Raw genomic sequence first — 20,519 nt, 5'->3', positions numbered from 1 at the left:
AATTTACTCGTTGGCGTAATTGAAGAAAGGAGTAAATTTATGATAAATCACAAAGTTAAAGAAACACCCAACAATTATATTGGCCATTATTGCTCTATTATATATATTTAAAAATTTACTAAAAGTTGTTTCAAAGCTACTTAGTTTTCATAAAATATTTTTTGTTTCCGTTGGAACGAATAAGCTTTAATCTCATCTGTATCTAAATTTTCATGAAATAAATGAATAGCTATAATTTGTCTACAATCGTAGGTATGATAATAATATGTTCCGGACTCCATACACATTACGCTTGTATAAATGGTATTATCTAATGCACCTTCTTCTGTTATTACTCCGCCTTTAGGAACCTCGCAATTTGATAAAATATGAAAAAGGGCCGATACTCCCTCTTCTTCACCATCTATACCTTGAATGTTTTGTTTGCCGTATGCTGCTCGCACAAACCTTGATGGCGGGGTGAAGTCCCCTGGAAGTCCCATTGAACCTGAGCCCTGACCAAAAGCATTTAATGGTACATTGCTCCACTCTGTTGGCGCGAATGGCTGCGATTTAAGGCCAATATATTGTCTTAAATTTTGTAAATGCCAATTAAACTCCGGACTATTCGTCATCACTCCTAGTGGGTTGTCATACATTTTTAATCCTTCATTTGTCGGCTCCAGTACAATGCAATCTCCCCATTTATCTGCTAAAATCCAATGTAGTGGTGGCGTAAGTCCTAAATCCGGTAATGGTATATCCAAAAAGGTAAGTCTATCTACAGATTTCTTTAACTCTTTGACAGAATTGAATTGTGTGAGACTCCAAGTCACAAAATCAAATGGAGCCAAATTCGTTTTGTTGTCATCTATGCTTTGACTATAAGTAGCGAATCCTGGAAAATAGAGTGTTGCACATGTCATACCTGCTTCATTTACTCCGTCCGCCATAATGATCCTTCCTTGATGATTAATTCCCATTCCGACCGTAGCATGTTTCGTATTAATGATTTCACCAGTTATATTATTCCACTGATAATGTCGAGGAATGACTATTACTTCTTGATTCAAATCTAATGTGAAGTCCATCGTTCTTGCAAAAAGATGCTGACCGTTTTTTGTCTGTAATGTCAAACTAGTACACATAAAGAACACCCCGTTTTATGGTTTTATCTACACTTTACTTAATTCTGATAAATCTGTAAATTAAAAACCTCTTTCCTTACAAAAAAATTGAGAAAGCCATATAAAGTACAAATAGGTTAAGGTTATCTCTAGTTTATAAATGATTTTTTAAAATATAGTTGCAAAAGAATTATATTAAAAAGGAGCGACTTGTTACTATCGCTCCTTTTTATTTCACTCTATATTTTATTAAAATAACAAGAAACCATTTTTTCTCTATGAACAGTATCCCTACATAACCCTCTTAAACATCTTCTCCAACTCATAAGTAGAATGATGCACAAGAATTGGTCTTCCGTGCGGACATGTGTATGGGTTTGTTGTTGTACGTAGTTCTTCCAGTAAAGCAAATATTTGATCGTTCGTTAAATATTGATTTGCTTTAATGGATGCTTTACAGCTCATCATGATGGCTGCTTCTTCACGTAGTTTTTTAATGTCAACTTTTTTTAGTTTGACGACTTGTTCCATCATTTCGTCGATAATTTCTGTTTCTTGTCCTTTCGGGAACCACGTTGGATGCGAGCGGACGATAAAGGATTGATGGCCGAATTGCTCCAAGAATAATCCAACTTTTTTCAGTTCTTCTAGTTGCTCTTCGACACGTAAAAATTCAGTAAGAGATAGGTCAATACGGTATGGTACAAGTAGTTCTTGTACTTCTTGCGCTACCCTTCCTACTTTATCCCGGAAGTATTCATAATTAATACGTTCCTGCGCGGCATGTTGGTCAATCATATATAAGCCTTTATCATTTTGAGCGAAAATATATGTTCCATGCATTTGTCCAATTGGATAAAGTGGCGGTAAGTCATTACCGTTCATTTCAATCTCTTCTATTTCCTGAACTTCTTCTTCCAATTCCTCTAATTCAAAGTCTTCATCGTTACTGTTCCACGATTTCTCTTTTTGAATTGGTTCTTCCATTATCGATTTAGTAGATGGTTGCCAACTTTGTTCTTCTCTTACGAGCGACTGTGGTGGTTGCCATTCTTGCTTTGGCGGTTGCCACAGTTGTGCTGGCTGTTTCACAGCCAGTGGTTCTTCTCGTTTTTCATCCATGCCAGTCGGTAAAACGATGTCCGGCATAGATGGTTCTTTCGGCTTCGCATGCTCAAACTGAAACTGTTCTTGCACACTTTCATCTTTTTCTTTTTTCTTCGTTGTTACACCTGCATCTGGAATGAGCTGTATTTTTTTGAATGCCGATTGCAATGTTTCTTCGATAAGCTTTAGTAATTCTTGTTCTTTACTAAAACGAACTTCTAATTTCGCTGGATGTACGTTAACGTCAACAAGCATTGGATCCATTTCAATCGATAAGAAGCCGATTGGATATCGTCCGACTGGCAGTAACGTATGGTATCCTTGCTGAATGGCTTTCATTAATACGAAATTTCGAACGTAACGGCCATTTACGATCGTTGACATATAATTTCGAGATGCTCTCGTTACTTCTGGTAATGTTACATAGCCTTTAATTGTAAAATCTAAAGATTCAGCTTCAATTGGAACAAGCTTCTTCGCAACTTGAATGCTATAAATCGATGCAAGTACTTGTCTTACATCACCATTTCCTGATGTATGAAGCAATTTCTTTTCATTATGAAACAGCTTTAATGATACTTCTGGATGTGACATTGCAATACGATACACAATATCTGTAATATTCCCAAGCTCTGTATGAATGGTTTTCATATATTTAAGACGCGCTGGTGTATTAAAGAATAAGTTTTGTACTGTAATATCTGTTCCTTTTCGGCTCGCTGTTTTCTCCTGCTTTATAATGTCTCCACCTTTAATCATAAGGTGTATACCAGGCGCATCACCTGTGCTAGTGATTAATTCTAATTCACTAACTGAGGCAATACTCGGCAATGCCTCACCGCGGAAACCGAGTGTTCTAATGCGAAACAGATCGTTTTCATCTTTAATTTTGCTCGTCGCATGTCGTTCAAAAGCGACGATACAATCTTCTTCTGCAATGCCATCCCCATTATCAATGATGCGAATTTTTGATAAACCAGCTTCTTCTAAGTGGATTTCAATAGATGTACTATTCGCATCGATAGAATTTTCCACAAGTTCTTTTACGACTGAGGCAGGGCGCTCTACTACTTCCCCTGCCGCAATTAAGTTAGAGAGTTGATCATCGAGTTTGCGAATTTTCCCCATCTACTTACTCATCCTTTCTTTAACTTTTTCTGCAAGCGATACAGTTCGTTCATCGCCTCTAAAGGTGTCATATCAAGTAAATCAATTTTTTTAATTTGCGTAAGTACTGCCGTTTCTTTTGCATCTAGAACTGACTTGTCTTGTTTTTTCGAAGATTGTTCTCCACCAAAGAATGATAATTGCGATTCTTCCTCAGTCTCTACTTTCGTCTCTTGTATTTCTGCTGGTTCTTCTTTTACAACAGCTGGTTCTGGAGCCACTTCTTGTACTTTCACTTCTGTACGCTTTGGAATAATAATTTCTTCTTGTCCTTCTAGTTGCGCTAACACTTCTTTCGCACGAGCGATTAAGCTATCTGGAAGCTCCGCAAGTTGCGCAACGTGAATTCCGTAACTTTTATCAGCTGCTCCATCTTGAATTTTATGAAGGAATACTACTTTTCCGTTCTCTTCAATAGCTGAAACGTGTACATTCTTCAATTGTCCTAAACTTTCTTCTAGCACCGTCAATTCATGATAATGCGTAGAGAATAACGTTTTCGCACCAATTTGGTCATGAATATGTTCAATGATTGCTTGTGCAAGTGCCATACCATCATACGTAGATGTACCGCGTCCAATTTCATCGAATAAAATTAAACTTCTTTCTGATGCATTTGCAATTGCATTTTTCGCTTCTAACATTTCGACCATAAATGTACTTTGACCCGAAATTAAATCATCCGCTGCACCAATTCTCGTAAAGATTTGATCGAATACAGGTAATACCGCTTCTGTTGCTGGTACGAAACAACCAATCTGTGACATAACAGTTACAAGTGCTAATTGTCTCATATACGTACTTTTACCAGACATGTTCGGTCCTGTAATTAAAAAGACATCCATCTTCTCCGGCATAATACAATCATTCGGTACATACAATTTCCCGTTCAATACTTTTTCAACGACAGGATGACGACCATCTTTAATAAAGATTTCGCGCTTAGTTGTTAAAACCGGTTTTACAAACTGTTCTTCTTCACTAACTGTCGCGAAACTTTGCAGTACGTCTAATTCACTAATTACTTTCGCTAAATGTTGTAATTTCGGAATAAATACTTTTACTTCTTCACGAAGCGCTGTAAATAAATCATATTCTAATTGTACAATTTTCTCTTCTGCTTCTAAGATTAATGTTTCTTTTTCTTTCAATTCATCTGTAATGAAACGTTCCGCATTAGCAAGCGTTTGTTTACGCTCATAGCGGCCTTCTGGAAGCGCTGCAAGATTCGCCTTCGTCACTTCAATGTAGTAGCCGAAAATACGGTTGTACCCGATTTTTAACGATTTAACTCCTGTAATATCACGCTCTCGTTTTTCAAGCTCAGCGATCCACGTTTTCCCGTTTTTACTAACGTAACGATATTGATCAAGCTTGTCATTATAACCGTCTTTAATAATATCTCCATCTTTAATAGAAAGCGGTGGGTTTTCTTGAATACTTCTTCCTAGTAATTCAGTTAAGCTCTCACATGGATCCGCACCTTGAATTAACCTTGCTGCATAAGCATTATCTAACAGACTAATCGCTTCTAAAATAGCCGGTACTTGAAGTAAAGATCGTCTTAACTGTAATAAGTCCCGTGCATTCACATTACCAAATGCAACTTTCCCTGCTAAACGTTCTAAATCATATACTTCTTTTAATTTTTCTTTTAAATCTTCACGTAAGAAGTAATCATTTACAAATGTTTCAACCATTTCTAAACGCTCTTCTACTTTTTCTTTTTGGATCAGCGGACGTTCCATCCACTGTTTTAACATACGACCACCCATAGCTGTTTTCGTTTTATCTAATAGCCATAATAATGATCCTGTTTTTTCTTTCGTTCGGAGTGTTTCTGTCAGCTCTAAATTTCGCTTTGAATGCACATCAATTTTCATAAATTGATTCGTATAATAAATTTCCACTGGTTGTAAATGGTCTAACGAACGTTTTTGCGTTCTTATTACATAGTTAAATAAGCGTCCAACTGCTTTAATTAACTTTGCTTGCGAAACGTTTTTCACAAGATGTTCTAACCCTTCCGGAATCGTTGTTGCATCTTCATACGAAATCGTCATTTTTAATGTTGCAGTTAATTTATTTAATTCATCTTTTGAAAATGTAGAATCTACAACAATTTCTTTTGAACCAGTTGCATACACTTCTAATAAAATATCTTCTACTGAACCTGTTAACAACGTTACTGTATTTTGTCCAGTCGTTAAATCATTACAAGCTAAAGCATACGATCCATCTTCAAAATATGTTAATGCTGCTAAGAAGTTATTTTCTTTCTCATCAATAGTACGCCCTTCCATCATCGTTCCTGGCGTAATTAGTTGTACGACTTCACGGCGTACTACACCTTTAGCTGTTTTTGGATCTTCCACTTGCTCACAAACAGCTACTTTATATCCTTTTTCAACAAGTTGTTCAATATAATTTTTAGCTGCATGATGTGGTACACCGCACATCGGTATACGATCACTACTACCACCATCTCGGCTCGTTAATGTAATTTCAAGTTCATGAGCTGCTTTAACCGCATCTTCAAAGAACATTTCATAAAAATCACCTAATCGGAAAAATAAAAAGGCATCTTGATAGTCTGCCTTAACCTTTAAATATTGCTGTATCATAGGGGTATATTGAGTCATACTTTTCCTCCATAATTCTTACATAGTAATCAATTTTCATATATGTCACACTTCACGGACATCCATATCTCCTATTTCAGGAGTCTTTCCTCATTATAGCACATTTCATAAGGAATCATGTTCATTCAAGCATCACTTATGTAAAGTAAAAAGCTAGGAAGAACTTCTCCCTAGCTTTCTATTACTCTTCTTCTGCATCGACGATAAAGTTCGGATCTAATTCTTCAAACTCATCATCATCGACTTGGAAATCCTCGTCTGATTCTACGCAACCTTCAGGATTTACACTTACACAAATTTTCGTTTCCCCAACTACTTCTGTTACAAATTCACGTTCTACAGTTACAACAATTTTATTACCATTTGGTGATACAAGAGCTTCTAAACAATTTGGTGGCTGAATGACACGAGCAATAATTTCTAAATCATCACCAGAAAAGTTTTTATCACGATACCCAATACTCACTTCATCAGTGTAGTTCACACGTTCTGTTACAACTTCTGTCTTTGTATTACCATCAAATGAATACCAAGTGTTCACATCATAGAAACCTTCAATTTCCACATGCTTTCCATTCTTTCTTGCTTCGTACGAGTGGTTAATTACCCAGCACCCTAAAATACTTGTTGGCTCATTATTCGATTCACATGTATGCGTTGACTTTGTATACTTACGTCCTTTTCCAACCACTGCTTTTGTAATAATCTCTCTAAATTCGGACATTCGTAACCCTCCTCAATCACTATTCACTTAATCATATGCGTGACAATAGCGGAATGTGTCATTCTTTTTTCGAGAAGAACTTACGTTTAACCCATTAAAAAAAGAGATGTCAATTCGACATCTCTTTAACAACCACAATTTCCTTTTTTACTTTCTACTGCTGCGCCCGTTTCACCCTTCAATACATCGCCATTAGTCGAAATTAATATTTCATCTGTTACGTTGTTAGAAATCGTACTTGCAACTAGCTGTAGTAAGTCATTTACATATGTTTGTGAAGATTTAAATTCTTGCACAACTGGGATACTATCCAACTTATCTTGCAATGCATCAATGTCAGCTTCTACTTTTTTCAAAGCTTCCCATTTCCCGTAATGCTGCAAGTTTACTGCTTGTTTTTGCAGTGCTTTAATTTCATCAATTGCGCGCTTTACATTTTCATTTTTATGAATTTGCGCCTCTGCTTTCTTAAAGAAATCAACTTCTTCTGTTTCAGAAATCATTTTTGCTAATTCTTTCGCTTGTTCAACAATTTCATCTTTCGAATATGCTTTCATCTATTATTCCACCTCAATCGGCTCTTCAACTAATTCCCCGTTAAGAGACCAAGTTTTTGCTTCCGTTACTTTTACTTTCACAAGCTGACCAATTAAAGATTTTGAAGCGACGAAGTTTACAAGTTTATTCGTACGAGTATAACCTGCGAGTACTTCTGGATTATTTTTACTTTCCCCATCAACTAACACTTCCACAATTTGACCTTTGTAACGATTATTCTTTTCAATTGCCAACGTATTGACTAGTGTATTTAAGCGTTGAAGACGTTCTTTTTTCACTTCCATCGGTACATTATCTTTCATTTTTGCAGCTGGTGTACCTTCGCGCGGAGAATAAATAAAGGTAAAGGCAGTATCAAATCCTACTTCACGATATAACGACATCGTTTCTTCAAATTGCTCATCTGTTTCATTCGGGAAACCAACGATAATATCAGTTGTGAATACTGCATTTGGAATTGCTTCTTTAATTTTTCTTACAAGTTCTAAATAATGCTCACGTGAATATTTGCGCGCCATAATTTTTAACATATCTGTGCTTCCAGATTGAACTGGTAAGTGAATATGTTCTACTAAGTTTCCACCTTTTCCAAGCACTTCAATTAAGTGATCATCGAAATCACGTGGATGGCTCGTTGTAAAACGAATACGGGCAATATCAACTTTACGGAGTTCGTCCATTAAATCGCCAAGACCGTATTCGAAATCTTCAAAGTCTTTACCATATGCATTTACGTTCTGGCCAAGTAATGTAATTTCTTTATAACCATTCGCAGCTAAATGACGAATTTCTTGGATAATGTCTTCTGGACGTCTGCTTCGTTCTTTCCCACGTGTATACGGCACGATACAATATGTACAGAACTTATCACAGCCATACATAATATTTACCCAAGCTTTAATATCACCACGGCGTACTTTCGGAAGGTTTTCAATTACATCCCCTTCTTTTGACCAAACTTCAACTACCGTCTCCTTCGAGAACATCGCATCTTTAAGAATATACGGCAATCTATGAATATTATGCGTTCCAAACACCATATCTACATGCTGATTTTTTTGCATAATTTTATTTACAACAGATTCTTCTTGAGACATACAACCACATACACCAATTAAAAGGTCCGGATTTCTTCTTTTTAATGACTTTAAATGACCTAGTTCACCGAAAACTTTATTTTCAGCATTTTCACGAATTGCACAAGTATTTAATAAAACTACATCTGCATCTTCAGTTGAAAAGGTTGGCTCATATCCAAGTGCGGTGAAAATACCTGCCATTACTTCCGTATCATGCTCATTCATTTGACAACCATATGTACGAATATAGAACTTTCTTCCTGTACCAAAATTGCGAAATTCTTCAGATAACCCAAAATCCCGTTCAATTTTAACTTCTTCTCTCCCTCGTTTTTTCGCATCTTTTAAGGAAGGTGGTTGGTATACACTTTCAAAGTATTTACTATAATCTTTCTCTTCTTTTTTCGTAGAGGAATTTGCTTGTCGACTTGCTAATCGTTGTTGCTCGTTCATCGGTAATCTCCTTTCACCCTTAACTATACACACTCTATAGTCCATTTTAATGCGCTTTGACTCACCTCAAAAATGGTTAGATAGCTTGAGAGATAACTTGTCCTTTGAAACTTGAGTAATCAATCTAATCATTCATAAGAATGAAGTCTTCCCCACACAAATAGACATTCCCTTTTCATACTTCTTTTTGTCCTATCCAAAAGCATATTGCTTTATCCCTATAAACATTACCATAGTATGAAGCGTTGCGCCAATTTTAACAAGAAAGAGGCTCTGTCTGATCTTACATTTCATCAGCAATGAACTCGCCATTTTCATACAACGATTTATATATTATTTTACCATTCTGAATTTTCTAAGTAAATAAGACTACCCTATATTTTTTACTCATAAAAAAAGGTTACCAAATGGCAACCTCCTCTTCTTACATTACATAAATTCAGCTACGAGTTCATCAAACATTTTCTGATCCATATTTAAATCAGCTTGCACTAAAGGCTTCTCACTATAGCCTTTTACAAGTTCTTGGTATGAAGGTTGCGCTGTATTTTGATATATTAAACCTGTTACTAATCCGTTATTTTCCATTAACGTTTGCATAGCCATCATGCGATTAGACGGATCATATCCCTCTACTGTACTTAGTTTTGTTAAATTCTCTTTAAACCAATCGTAAGTATTTACTTTATTGTAAGTAACACATGGGCTGTATACGTTAATTAATGAAAATCCTTTATGGTTAATACCAGCTTCAATAATTTGTGTTAATTCTTTTAAATCACTTGAAAAGCTTTGCGCCACAAATGTCGCACCAGCTGTTAAAGCCATTTCCATAACATTTAGTGACGGTTCAATTGAACCTTGTGGTGTGCTTTTCGTTTTAAATCCAGCTTCACTACGCGGTGAAGTTTGCCCTTTTGTTAATCCGTAAATTTGGTTATCCATTACGATGTACGTAATGTCGATGTTACGACGAATAGAATGGATTGTATGTCCCATACCAATCGCAAATCCATCACCGTCACCACCTGATGCGATAACTGTTAAATCACGATTTGCCATTTTCACACCTTGTGCAATTGGAAGGGCACGACCATGAATACTATGCACACCATATGAATTAATATAACCTGAAATACGACCTGAACAGCCGATACCGGAGACAACAGCAAGTTCATCTGGATTTAAACCAACGTTAGCTGCCGCACGTTGAATTGCAGCTTGCACCGAGAAGTCTCCGCAACCTGGGCACCAGTTTGGTTTTACGCTGTTACGAAAGTCCTTAAATGTTGCCATTTAATACAACCCCTTTTTTACATTCGTTGCAAATCTCTTTCGGCAAGAATGGGTTCCCATCATATTTTAAAAGACTAGAAATTTTCTCACCGTTACCAAGATTCATTTTCATAATGTTAGCAAGCTGACCTGTTGCGTTGTTTTCTACCACTACAACACGCTTCGCATTTTTCACAAGTGGATCGATTTCAGCTGTCGGGAACGGGTGAATTAAGCGTACATGAGCATGGTTTACTTTCATACCCTCTTGTTCTAAACGCTCCATTGCTTCTTCGATCGCACCACGAGTTGAGTTAAATCCAACAAGCAATACGTCCGCTTCTTCATGCTTAACATTTTTATAGACAGGGGTATTAAACTTCAAGTTCTCCATTTTACGGAAACGTTTGTCCATTTGATCTTTACGGTTTATTGCTGATTCAGATGGTTTACCAGTTTCATCATGTTCTACACCTGTAACATGGTGAACACCATTTTTCATACCAGGTAAAACACGTGGTGAAACGCCATCTTCGGTTACTTCATAGCGCTTGAAGTATGCTTTATTTTCACGTTCTGGTAATTCCGCTTCTAAATCAAGCTTACCACGACGAATTTCCACTTTATCTAACGTAAGCGGTTCTACAGTTTGTTTTCCTAAAGAAAGCTGTAAATCCGTTAAGAAAATAACAGGTACTTGATATTCTTCAGCTAGGTTAAATGCTTCTACAATATCATAGAAAGCTTCTTCAACTGTACTTGGCGCCATTACGATTTTTGGAATCTCACCGTGCGTACCGTAAATCATCGCCATTAAATCCGACTGCTCTTGTTTCGTTGGTAATCCTGTACTTGGACCACCACGTTGTGTATCAACAATTACTAATGGTGTTTCTGTAATACCCGCTAAACCAATCGCTTCCATCATTAAAGATAGACCCGGACCGGCAGATGCAGTTAATGTACGAACACCAGCATAGTTTGCACCGATTGCCATTGTACAAGCTGCGATTTCATCCTCAGTTTGGATTACTGTTCCACCAACTTTTGGCAATTTTTTAATTAAGTATTCCATAATTTCAGATGCAGGTGTAATTGGATATGCAGACATAAAGCGAGCACCACCAGCTACCGCACCAAATGCGATTGCATCGTTTCCAATCATAAACATGCGTTTCTTACCATCAGCTTTTTCAAGCTGCATCATGTTTACTTTCTCACCAAGCAATTCTTTCATATATTGAGAGCCGCGCTTAATTGCGTCCATATTCTTTTGAACGACTTGCTCTCCTTTACGACCAAAGATTTCTTCAACAACATTTAAATAAGCTGTTTCATCTAATCCTAATACCGCACTTGATGCCCCAACAGCAACCATGTTTTTCATTAATGATGTGCCTAATTCTGAAGCAATATCTGTAAACGGTATCACATATAGATTTACATCTGTATTATCAGGTATTGTTGGATTAAATTTCGCATCCGCAACTACAATTCCACCTGGACGTAGTTCGTGGAAGTTAAAATCAATTGTTTCTTGATCAAAAGCAATTAAAATATCTAAATCATCTGAGATCGCGCGTACTTCTGTTGTACTTACGCGAATTTTATTATTTGTATGGCCGCCTTTAATACGTGATGAGAAGTGGCGGTAACCGTATAGGTAATATCCTAATCGGTTTAATGCAATACAGAAGATTTCTCCTGTACTTTCAATTCCTTCACCTTGTTGGCCTCCAACTTTCCATGAAAGTTGACTAATCATCTCCTACACCCCTTTTGGCTGCATTCATTGTAGTGTATTTTTTTACAGTAATAGTTTAGCATTTTTTATACAAATAAACTACAACGGACGCAAATTATGCCTCTTCTGATTTCCCTGAATCTTTAGTATAAAGCTATTTTGTTTTTCATTCTAGTATTAGGTCTTAAAAAAAGCAATAATATCAAATGAATTAATTCTAATTTTTCTGGATTTTTAAAACAAAAATCTTAAAAGCTTATATGTTCAACAAAATTATCATATAAAAATCGCTCTACAGTAGATGCAGCATAGTGTTTACAAAGCTCATTCATTACATTTTCATAATCTCGATACGCTGATACATTTACAACTGTTTCTAATATCCCATCAAAATCCGAACCAAACCCTATATTCTTCTCTCCACCTAATGAACAAATATATTCGATATGTCTTACTATATCTGTTATATTCGCTTGTTTTTCATTTGTTAGAAACTGCGGTACGAAAGTGACACCTATCATGCCATTTCGCTTTATAAGAGCTTTAAGTTGTTCATCGTTTAAATTACGTGGATGCTGACAAAGTTTCATACAGTTTGAGTGGGAAGCAATAGGATTTTTTGCACTTTCTACAACATCCCAAAAACTTCTTTCATTCAGATGAGACACATCAGTCCATACATGTAACATATTAAGTTCTTGTACAACTTCTTTACCGAAAGTCGTTAAACCCGCCCCACGTGTCTCTAGCGCACCATCAGCTAATAGATTGGCATAATTCCATGTTAGTCCAAAAGAACGTACTCCTAGGCGATACAACAACCGTAATTTCATTGCATCTTTTCCAATTGCTTCGCATCCTTCTAGTGTTAATATCGCTCCAATCTCGTCCTGTTTTAACATGTTAATATCATCTTTTGTCTGAATAAACTTTACACCCGGTAATGATAAAATTTCATTATAAAAAATATCTACCATTTGTAATGCCGCTTCAAATCGTTTTTCATATAGCACTGTTTCTGGCACATATATAGCAAAACATTGTATACTTCCTTTTCTTCTCTTTAACTGTTCAAATGTAATATGTAATTGCGGATCATGTTTAAAATCCTTTTTCCCTTGTGCACTCCATAACTGAAGAAGCACATCACAATGAGCATCAAAAATTTTCATTTTCATTCCTCCATTATAAAAACAACCTGTTTGCATACTGCAAACAGGTTGTTTAAACTTAACGAGGTTCTACAATTAATTTTATTGCTGTACGTTCTTCCCCATCAATCATAATATCCGTAAACGCTGGGATACAAATCAGGTCCAAACCACTAGGCGCTACAAATCCTCTTGCAATTGCTACTGCCTTTACCGCTTGGTTCAATGCACCTGCACCAATGGCTTGAATTTCTGCTGTTCCGCGTTCGCGAATAACACCTGCAAGTGCACCAGCTACAGAATTAGGGACCGACGTTGCTTTAACTTTTAATATTTCCATTCCGCGTTTCCTCCTCGTTTCTATAAAAAGTATTAGCAATTATTTCACTTTAACTTATATTCACGAGGAATGACGCGTATTCCTGCTAAACTTCTGTAATTTTTCTAAAAAATTAAAAAATAATAACTTTTCTAAATCTTATCCAGAAATTACTCAAAAAATGGCTGATCATCATTAATTAAGATACGCTGGATTTTCTTAGCTTTTCCTGTATTAGGATCCACATCAACTAGCACTGCACTTAATTGCGTTCTACCACTTGTCACTTCAAATCGTACTGGTAAGTTTGTTAAAAACTTCTTCAATACCGCTTCTCGATCCATACCTAAAATCCCATCGTAAGGACCTGTCATACCAACATCTGTGATATATGCGGTTCCGCTTGGTAAAATACGATTATCTGCTGTAGGAACATGTGTATGTGTACCCACTACTGCTGTAGCACGACCATCTACATACCAACCTAACGCTTGTTTTTCACTTGTAGTTTCCGCATGAAAATCAATAAAGATAATATTGGTACGTTTTTTTGCAATGTTAATTAATTCATCCACTTTACGGAATGGACAATCAATTGGAGGAAGGAATGTACGTCCTTGTAAGTTAATAACTGCAACTTCTGTTCCATTGCAGTTCACAAAGATAAGTCCTTTTCCTGGAGTTCCTTCCGGGAAGTTAGCTGGTCTTGCAAGATATTTTGCGTCATCAATAAATTCAAATACTTCACGGTTATCCCAAGCGTGGTTTCCAAGTGTAACCGCTTGTGCCCCGCATTCTAAAAAGTTTCGATATATTTTTTCCGTAATTCCACGTCCACCTGCTGCATTTTCTCCATTAATAATGGTTACTGTAGGTGTATATTTCTTCTTTAATGCCGGCACGTATTGTTGAATCATACCTCTACCAGGAGATCCTACTACATCCCCAACAAATAATATTCTCATATGTCTTACCCTTCCTATGTACTACATTTTTTATTACTATAGCTTCAAGTGATTTCCTTACAATATATTTATTATAAGTTCGTTTCACTTGTATACTAATTCCCTTTATTTTAACCAATTCCAACACAAAAAAATAAAGTGGTGTTTCACCACTTTATTTTGCGTATTCCACTGCACGTGTTTCACGAATAACAGTTACTTTAATATGTCCTGGGTAATCCAGTTCATTCTCAATACGTTTTCGAATATCACGAGCTAAACGATGAGCTTCTAAATCATCAATTGTATCTGGTTTTACCAGAATACGAACTTCTCGTCCTGCTTGAATTGCGAAAGATTTTTCTACGCCTTCATAAGACTCTGAAATCTCTTCCAACTTTTCAAGACGACGAATATAGTTCTCAAGTGTTTCACTACGAGCTCCAGGTCTTGCAGCTGATAATGCATCTGCTGCTGCAACTAAAACTGCAATGATAGAAGTTGGTTCTGTGTCCCCATGGTGAGATGCAATACTGTTTATAACTACAGGATGCTCTTTATACTTCGTTGCGAGTTCGACACCAATTTCAACGTGGCTACCTTCTACTTCATGATCAATTGCTTTACCGATATCATGTAATAGACCAGCACGTCTTGCTAGTTTTTCATCCTCACCAAGCTCCGCTGCCATAAGTCCAGTTAAATATGCAACTTCCATAGAGTGTTTTAAGACGTTTTGTCCGTAACTTGTACGGTATTTTAAACGACCTAAAATCTTAATTAAATCTGGATGTAATCCGTGAACACCCACTTCAAACGTTGTTTGCTCTCCGACTTCGCGAATATACTCGTCCACTTCACGTCTTGATTTTTCGACCATCTCTTCAATACGCGCTGGGTGAATACGTCCGTCCTGTACTAGTTTATCAAGAGCGATACGAGCTGTTTCACGACGAATTGGATCGAATCCAGAAAGGATAACCGCTTCTGGTGTATCATCGATAATTAGGTCAATACCTGTTAACGTTTCTAACGTACGAATATTTCGACCTTCACGTCCGATAATACGTCCCTTCATTTCGTCATTTGGAAGATTTACAACCGAAACGGTTGTTTCAGCAACATGATCAGCTGCACATCTTTGCATTGCAAGAGATAAAATCTCTTTTGCTTTCTTATCCGCTTCTTCTTTCGCACGAACTTCACTTTCTTTTACCATTACGGCAATTTCATGAGAAACTTCACTTTCTACTTTACCAAGAATAATTGCTTTCGCTTGTTCGCGTGTCAGATTGGAAATGCGCTCTAATTCTGTTTGTTGCTTTTGAACTAACTCTCCCACTTTGCTTTCCAACTCTTCAATCTGTTGTTGTCTCGCTACAAGAGAATCCTCTTTCTTTTCTAACTGTCGCTCGCGTTTATCGAGCGTTTCGTCTTTACGATCAAGGTTCTCTTCTTTTTGCATTAAACGATTTTCTTGTTTTTGTAATTCGCTTCTACGGTCACGAATTTCTAATTCAGCTTCTGTACGAAGTGTATGAATTTCATCCTTTGCTTCTAAAAGCGCTTCTTTCTTAAGTGCTTCAGCCTCACGATTCGCTTCGTCTAGAATACGTTTCGCTTCGTTAGCTGCACCATTAATCTTCGCTTCAGCAATAGACTTTCGAACAAAAAAGCCAACAACTGCACCGACTGTTGCAAGCAAAATGGAGATGAGTATCCAAACTGTACTACTCATGATTTCACCTCCCCTTGCTATGAATGAAAAAAGACTGTCGGCATGTACATTGAATACCAACATACAGCAAAGACCGTCGTCCCGCTTTTTTAAGGGACTTTCTTCATTTCACAATTAAAATGTCATATTATTATTTCGGCAAGATTTAAGTCTTACTCCGAATATTACTTCTCTTCTTGAGAAGAGTGTTTCGTATATAAGAAAAAATATACATTCTCATTGTATCTATCGCAATTTTCATTGTCAAGCGTTGTCTACTTTTACTTTCTTTACCTTCAGCTCTAATTCATATATGAATTTAAAAAGAAGACAGCATATTATCCTGGAAAACCTTAGTGAATTCCAGTTTATGCATACAAAACATGCATATATCCCTCTTTATACATAGCCTTTTAGGCAGATTAAATATTTTATCTCCAACGATATACAACGCTTTCATAATAATTAAAAATAAAAGACACGGAACCGTGTCTTTTATTTTTTAATCTTGAAGATTTGAATCTTCCGTTTCTTCAGCACCAGAGTCTTCACCAATTCCGTGATGGTCACGAACAAAGAAGGCAATTTCCTCTCTTAAATCCGTATTCTCTTTTAAGAATTGCTTCGAATTTTCACGACCTTGCCCTAAACGCTCTTCATTATAAGAGTACCAAGCACCACTCTTTTGAACGATATCAAGTTCAGAAGCCATATCTAAGATTTCACCTTCTCTTGAAATACCTTCTCCGTACATAATATCAACTTCAGCAACACGGAATGGTGGTGCCACTTTATTTTTAACTACTTTTACTTTTGTTTTATTACCAACGATGTCGTTACCTTGCTTTAATTGCTCCGCACGACGCACTTCAAGACGAACTGTTGAATAGAATTTCAACGCACGACCACCTGGAGTTGTTTCTGGGTTCCCGAACATAACCCCAACTTTTTCACGAATTTGGTTAATAAAGATTGCGATTGTTTTTGATTTATTGATTGCACCTGACAGCTTACGAAGTGCTTGAGACATTAAACGAGCTTGTAGACCTACGTGTGAGTCACCCATGTCTCCTTCAATCTCAGCTTTCGGTACAAGAGCTGCTACAGAGTCAATTACGATAATATCAACCGCGCCACTTCGTACAAGTGCTTCTGCGATTTCTAGTCCTTGCTCCCCTGTATCAGGTTGTGATAATAGTAATTCATCTATGTTAACGCCTAATTTTTGTGCATATACAGGATCCATTGCATGCTCCGCATCAATAAACGCTGCTTGTCCACCTTGACGCTGTACTTCCGCGATTGCGTGTAATGAAACTGTTGTTTTACCTGAACTTTCTGGTCCATAAATTTCGATAATACGGCCACGTGGGTATCCGCCTACCCCTAATGCCACATCAAGTGCTAAAGAACCACTTGAAATTGTAGAAATTCTACGCTCTGCTTGTTCTCCTAATTTCATAATTGAACCTTTACCGAATTGCTTCTCTATTTGTTTTAACGCCATATCTAACGCCGCTTGACGATCACTCATTCAAAATTCCTCCTTAACTCAATTGCTAATCTTATTATACCTATTTTCAATTCAATTTGCCAACAAAATCGAACATTTATTCGATTTTTTTATTTTCCATTAAATAAAAATGAGTTTAACCATAAAAAAAGCTAGAAGAAACTTATATCTCTTCTAGCTTTTTATATAAATGATAAAATCCATATTTCACCGAACGTTCCCTAATTTGTTGACGACTTCCACTTAAAATAAGAGGAAAGACTACAGTTGGTTCATCCTTAATCGCCAATCCAACGAATACTGTTCCCGGCTCTTTATGTTCTGAAGCATCCGGTCCTGCTACCCCAGTGAAACTAATTCCGATATCCGCTTTTAATAAGCCCTTAACATTTTCAGCAAGATAACGAGCACATTCTTTACTAACTGCACCATCAGTAGACAACACTTCCGCAGGTACATGTAAAACATGTTGTTTCACATCATTATGATAACAAATGATACCGCCTTTAAATACTGAAGACACACCAGCACTTTCTGTTACTTGATTGCCAAAGAGACCACCGGTTAAACTTTCTGCACACGCTAAAGTTAATCCTTTTTTCTTCAATAACTCTATCGCCTTATCATGCAGAAACTCTTGATCATACCCGTAGAAAAATTTTCCTACTCTTTCTAAAATCAAATCTTCCATATGCTGAATGCGTTTCGCAGCTTCATCAGCATTTTGATGTTTGGCAGTTAAACGTAGTGTCACTTCTCCATCATTCGCAAGGGGGGCGATTGTCGGGTTCGTTTGTCCATCAATTAAATCTTGAACTTTCACTTCTAATTGAGATTCCCCAATCCCGAAAAAGCGAAGCACACGAGAATAAATGTTTTCTCCTGTTGTAAAGTTACGTAAAAAAGGCTCTACATAACTTATATACATCGGCTTCATCTCTTTCGGTGGTCCTGGTAATAAAATATAAACTTTCCTGTTCTTATTTAGCCCCATACCAGGTGCCATGCCGTGATCATTCGCAAATACAGTTGCTCCATTCAAAACGAGCGCTTGCTTTTTATTATTCTCTGTGAACTCGCGACCTGTACGCTTAAAGTACTCGCTTATCGATGCTAATGCCTTTTCATCATATACAAGCTCTTCACCCAACCTAGAAGATATCGTTTCTTTCGTCAAATCATCTTTTGTCGGGCCTAATCCACCTGTGAAAATAAGTATGTCAGCACGTTCTTCCGCAACTTCAATCGCCTGCTGTAATCGCTTGTTATTATCTCCAACTACAGTATGGTAGTACACATTAATTCCGATTGAAGCTAACTTTTCAGATAAAAACTGGGCATTTGTATTTGCAATTTGTCCAAGTAATAATTCAGTTCCAACCGCAATAATTTCAGCATTCATCCCAATTCCCCCATAAACTTCTATTTTGAGTTTACAAAAGCAGCTCTATTTTTCCAGAAATAATCCCACCCTGAAATAACAGTAAAGATTAATGCAATCCATATGAAAATATCAGCAACTGGGATATGGATTAAATTTAAAGGTACATCGTGTAATAAATACGCCGCAATTGCAATAATTTGTGTCCACGTCTTAATTTTTCCTAACTGATTTGCTGCCACTACTTCTCCTGTTCCAGCAAGTACAAGGCGTAAACCAGTTACTGCAAACTCACGGCTGATAATTACAATAACGATCCAAGCAGGTACGTATTGCATCTCAACTAATGTAATAAGCGCTGCTGAAACAAGTAATTTATCAGCTAACGGGTCAAGAAACTTCCCTAAATTCGTTACAAGATTATACTTTCTTGCGTAATGTCCATCAATCCAATCTGTAGCCGAAGCAATAATAAAGATAAGTGCCCCTACTAAATGTTGAATTGGTAAATCAACATCACCAATTGTGTATGAACCCCATTCAAAGGGCGCTAACATAATTACCATAAAAATTGGAATTAAAAAGATTCTAGATATTGTAATTTTATTTGGTAAATTCACAGCTATTCCTCCATCATATCAAAAACATTTGTTCATTGAAAAAAGTCATCGAGGCGATGACTATTATTGTGCTGGTTGCCCTATCCCTTGGTTTTTTATCACCAATCTTTGGTGAAGTTCTTTTTCTGGATCCAATGGATAAGCGACCACTTGGCCATTCAGTTTAACTTCAACATTCGTTGCATTCCCAATATTAAGTCGCACTTCTTTTAATGTTGATACATCACGTTTTTCTATTTGGCCCTCTTGTACTGTAGCGTTTAGAATCACATTCCCCGCATCATCTTTAACATCTACATAACTCGCACCTTTACCCGATATTTCCAGTTCTAATGTTTTATTGTTATGAATTTCCAAAGTAGATACTTTACCAGTTGTACCAACTACTTTTACTTCTTCTTGTCCCGTTGGTTGTGCTGGTTGTTCCTCTTTCTTTGGCTCTTCTTTCTTTGGTTCCTCTTTCTTTGGCTCTTCTTTCTTTGGTTCCTCTTTTTTCGGCTCTTCCGCTTTCACTTCATCTTTCTTCGTATCTAACGGAGAGTTTTCTGCTTTTTTAACTTCAATTTTCTCACTTTGAGCATTCGGAACTTTCTCATCACCTTTTCCAGTTAACGCTTGGAAAACAAACCAAATTACCACTCCAAATGCAATTACTAATAGCGCAACTAAAACTTTCGGCATATGATCTGCAATTGGCCATGATGAAGATTTTTGCATTGTTTCTTGTGTTTTCTGTCCTGTTGATACTTGTGGAACGTCGCGTTTTTCAGATTGTGGTATCGTACTCTGATACTCTACAAGCAGTTCCTCTCCATTTAACCCAACCGCATCTGCGTATTGTTTAATGAATGCACGCGCATAAAAAGCTCCTGGCAATACATCATAATTGCCTTCCTCAATCGCTACTAAATGGCGTTTTTGAATTTTTGTAATCTCATGCAGCTGATCCATAGACAAGCCCTTCGTTCCTCTTGCTTCTTTCAGCTTTTGTCCTAATTCTGTCACTACTAACACCTCAA

General features: G+C 36.9%; 16 protein-coding genes. All 16 read right to left on the bottom strand.

What is annotated here, in order from left to right; all coding sequences use genetic code 11:
• Positions 1–140: 140 nt before the first annotated feature.
• Positions 141–1,127: a choloylglycine hydrolase family protein gene (locus DN389_RS10830; protein ID WP_149237105.1), complete on the bottom strand. Its 987-nt coding sequence runs from the start codon at positions 1,125–1,127 to the stop codon at positions 141–143.
• A 270-nt stretch (positions 1,128–1,397) separates the two neighbouring features.
• The gene (gene mutL, locus DN389_RS10825; RefSeq protein WP_149237104.1) at positions 1,398–3,341 is read right to left on the bottom strand and encodes a DNA mismatch repair endonuclease MutL; all 1,944 of its coding nucleotides are present in this window, start codon (positions 3,339–3,341) and stop codon (positions 1,398–1,400) included.
• An 8-nt stretch (positions 3,342–3,349) separates the two neighbouring features.
• Positions 3,350–6,022, bottom strand: coding sequence for a DNA mismatch repair protein MutS (mutS, locus tag DN389_RS10820; RefSeq protein ID WP_149237103.1), 2,673 nt, complete (start codon positions 6,020–6,022; stop codon positions 3,350–3,352).
• Between the two features lie 181 nt (positions 6,023–6,203).
• Positions 6,204–6,746 (bottom strand): outer spore coat protein CotE, encoded by a 543-nt coding sequence (gene cotE / locus DN389_RS10815; protein WP_001288802.1) that lies wholly within the window; start codon positions 6,744–6,746, stop codon positions 6,204–6,206.
• A gap of 125 nt (positions 6,747–6,871) precedes the next feature.
• Positions 6,872–7,303 (bottom strand): YlbF/YmcA family competence regulator, encoded by a 432-nt coding sequence (locus DN389_RS10810; protein WP_000649386.1) that lies wholly within the window; start codon positions 7,301–7,303, stop codon positions 6,872–6,874.
• Positions 7,304–7,306: 3 nt separating this feature from the next.
• Positions 7,307–8,836: a tRNA (N6-isopentenyl adenosine(37)-C2)-methylthiotransferase MiaB gene (gene miaB, locus DN389_RS10805; RefSeq protein ID WP_001005406.1), complete on the bottom strand. Its 1,530-nt coding sequence runs from the start codon at positions 8,834–8,836 to the stop codon at positions 7,307–7,309.
• Between the two features lie 429 nt (positions 8,837–9,265).
• Complete coding sequence (locus DN389_RS10800) at positions 9,266–10,132, bottom strand: 2-oxoacid:ferredoxin oxidoreductase subunit beta (protein ID WP_000190162.1); 867 nt, start codon at positions 10,130–10,132, stop codon at positions 9,266–9,268.
• Positions 10,119–11,876, bottom strand: a complete 1,758-nt coding sequence (locus tag DN389_RS10795) for a 2-oxoacid:acceptor oxidoreductase subunit alpha (protein WP_149237102.1) — start codon at positions 11,874–11,876, stop codon at positions 10,119–10,121. Before DN389_RS10795 ends, DN389_RS10800 begins: the two co-directional genes overlap by 14 nt.
• 227 nt (positions 11,877–12,103) lie before the next feature.
• Positions 12,104–13,027: a dipeptidase gene (locus DN389_RS10790; RefSeq protein WP_098190029.1), complete on the bottom strand. Its 924-nt coding sequence runs from the start codon at positions 13,025–13,027 to the stop codon at positions 12,104–12,106.
• A 58-nt stretch (positions 13,028–13,085) separates the two neighbouring features.
• Positions 13,086–13,346, bottom strand: coding sequence for a stage V sporulation protein SpoVS (gene spoVS / locus DN389_RS10785; protein WP_000404341.1), 261 nt, complete (start codon positions 13,344–13,346; stop codon positions 13,086–13,088).
• A gap of 149 nt (positions 13,347–13,495) precedes the next feature.
• Complete coding sequence (locus DN389_RS10780; protein ID WP_001221093.1) at positions 13,496–14,290, bottom strand: TIGR00282 family metallophosphoesterase; 795 nt, start codon at positions 14,288–14,290, stop codon at positions 13,496–13,498.
• 154 nt (positions 14,291–14,444) lie between these two features.
• Entirely contained in the window at positions 14,445–16,007 is a 1,563-nt protein-coding gene (gene rny, locus DN389_RS10775) for a ribonuclease Y (protein ID WP_000099775.1), read from the bottom strand.
• A gap of 481 nt (positions 16,008–16,488) precedes the next feature.
• Positions 16,489–17,520, bottom strand: coding sequence for a recombinase RecA (gene recA / locus DN389_RS10770; protein ID WP_048545964.1), 1,032 nt, complete (start codon positions 17,518–17,520; stop codon positions 16,489–16,491).
• Positions 17,521–17,662: 142 nt separating this feature from the next.
• Positions 17,663–18,901, bottom strand: a complete 1,239-nt coding sequence (cinA, locus tag DN389_RS10765) for a competence/damage-inducible protein CinA (RefSeq protein ID WP_046956498.1) — start codon at positions 18,899–18,901, stop codon at positions 17,663–17,665.
• Positions 18,902–18,921: 20 nt separating this feature from the next.
• Entirely contained in the window at positions 18,922–19,500 is a 579-nt protein-coding gene (gene pgsA / locus DN389_RS10760; RefSeq protein WP_001052976.1) for a CDP-diacylglycerol--glycerol-3-phosphate 3-phosphatidyltransferase, read from the bottom strand.
• 63 nt (positions 19,501–19,563) lie between these two features.
• Positions 19,564–20,505, bottom strand: coding sequence for a helix-turn-helix domain-containing protein (locus DN389_RS10755; protein WP_149237101.1), 942 nt, complete (start codon positions 20,503–20,505; stop codon positions 19,564–19,566).
• Between the last annotated feature and the right edge of the window lie 14 nt (positions 20,506–20,519).

The organism is Bacillus sp. AY3-1, from assembly GCF_008368785.1.
Taxonomy (GTDB): Bacteria; Bacillota; Bacilli; order Bacillales; family Bacillaceae_G; genus Bacillus_A; species Bacillus_A wiedmannii.
Note: the sequence above shows the minus strand (reverse complement) of the source record. Positions and strands in the feature narration are given on the sequence as shown.

What these genes read in the sequence shown, in the direction of transcription:
- DN389_RS10830 (WP_149237105.1), bottom strand. Translation starts at nt 1,127, where the DNA reads ATGTGTACTAGTTTGACATTACAGACAAAAAACGGTCAGCATCTTTTT.
- mutL (WP_149237104.1), bottom strand. Translation starts at nt 3,341, where the DNA reads ATGGGGAAAATTCGCAAACTCGATGATCAACTCTCTAACTTAATTGCG.
- mutS (WP_149237103.1), bottom strand. Translation starts at nt 6,022, where the DNA reads ATGACTCAATATACCCCTATGATACAGCAATATTTAAAGGTTAAGGCA.
- cotE (WP_001288802.1), bottom strand. Translation starts at nt 6,746, where the DNA reads ATGTCCGAATTTAGAGAGATTATTACAAAAGCAGTGGTTGGAAAAGGA.
- DN389_RS10810 (WP_000649386.1), bottom strand. Translation starts at nt 7,303, where the DNA reads ATGAAAGCATATTCGAAAGATGAAATTGTTGAACAAGCGAAAGAATTA.
- miaB (WP_001005406.1), bottom strand. Translation starts at nt 8,836, where the DNA reads ATGAACGAGCAACAACGATTAGCAAGTCGACAAGCAAATTCCTCTACG.
- DN389_RS10800 (WP_000190162.1), bottom strand. Translation starts at nt 10,132, where the DNA reads ATGGCAACATTTAAGGACTTTCGTAACAGCGTAAAACCAAACTGGTGC.
- DN389_RS10795 (WP_149237102.1), bottom strand. Translation starts at nt 11,876, where the DNA reads ATGATTAGTCAACTTTCATGGAAAGTTGGAGGCCAACAAGGTGAAGGA.
- DN389_RS10790 (WP_098190029.1), bottom strand. Translation starts at nt 13,027, where the DNA reads ATGAAAATTTTTGATGCTCATTGTGATGTGCTTCTTCAGTTATGGAGT.
- spoVS (WP_000404341.1), bottom strand. Translation starts at nt 13,346, where the DNA reads ATGGAAATATTAAAAGTTAAAGCAACGTCGGTCCCTAATTCTGTAGCT.
- DN389_RS10780 (WP_001221093.1), bottom strand. Translation starts at nt 14,290, where the DNA reads ATGAGAATATTATTTGTTGGGGATGTAGTAGGATCTCCTGGTAGAGGT.
- rny (WP_000099775.1), bottom strand. Translation starts at nt 16,007, where the DNA reads ATGAGTAGTACAGTTTGGATACTCATCTCCATTTTGCTTGCAACAGTC.
- recA (WP_048545964.1), bottom strand. Translation starts at nt 17,520, where the DNA reads ATGAGTGATCGTCAAGCGGCGTTAGATATGGCGTTAAAACAAATAGAG.
- cinA (WP_046956498.1), bottom strand. Translation starts at nt 18,901, where the DNA reads ATGAATGCTGAAATTATTGCGGTTGGAACTGAATTATTACTTGGACAA.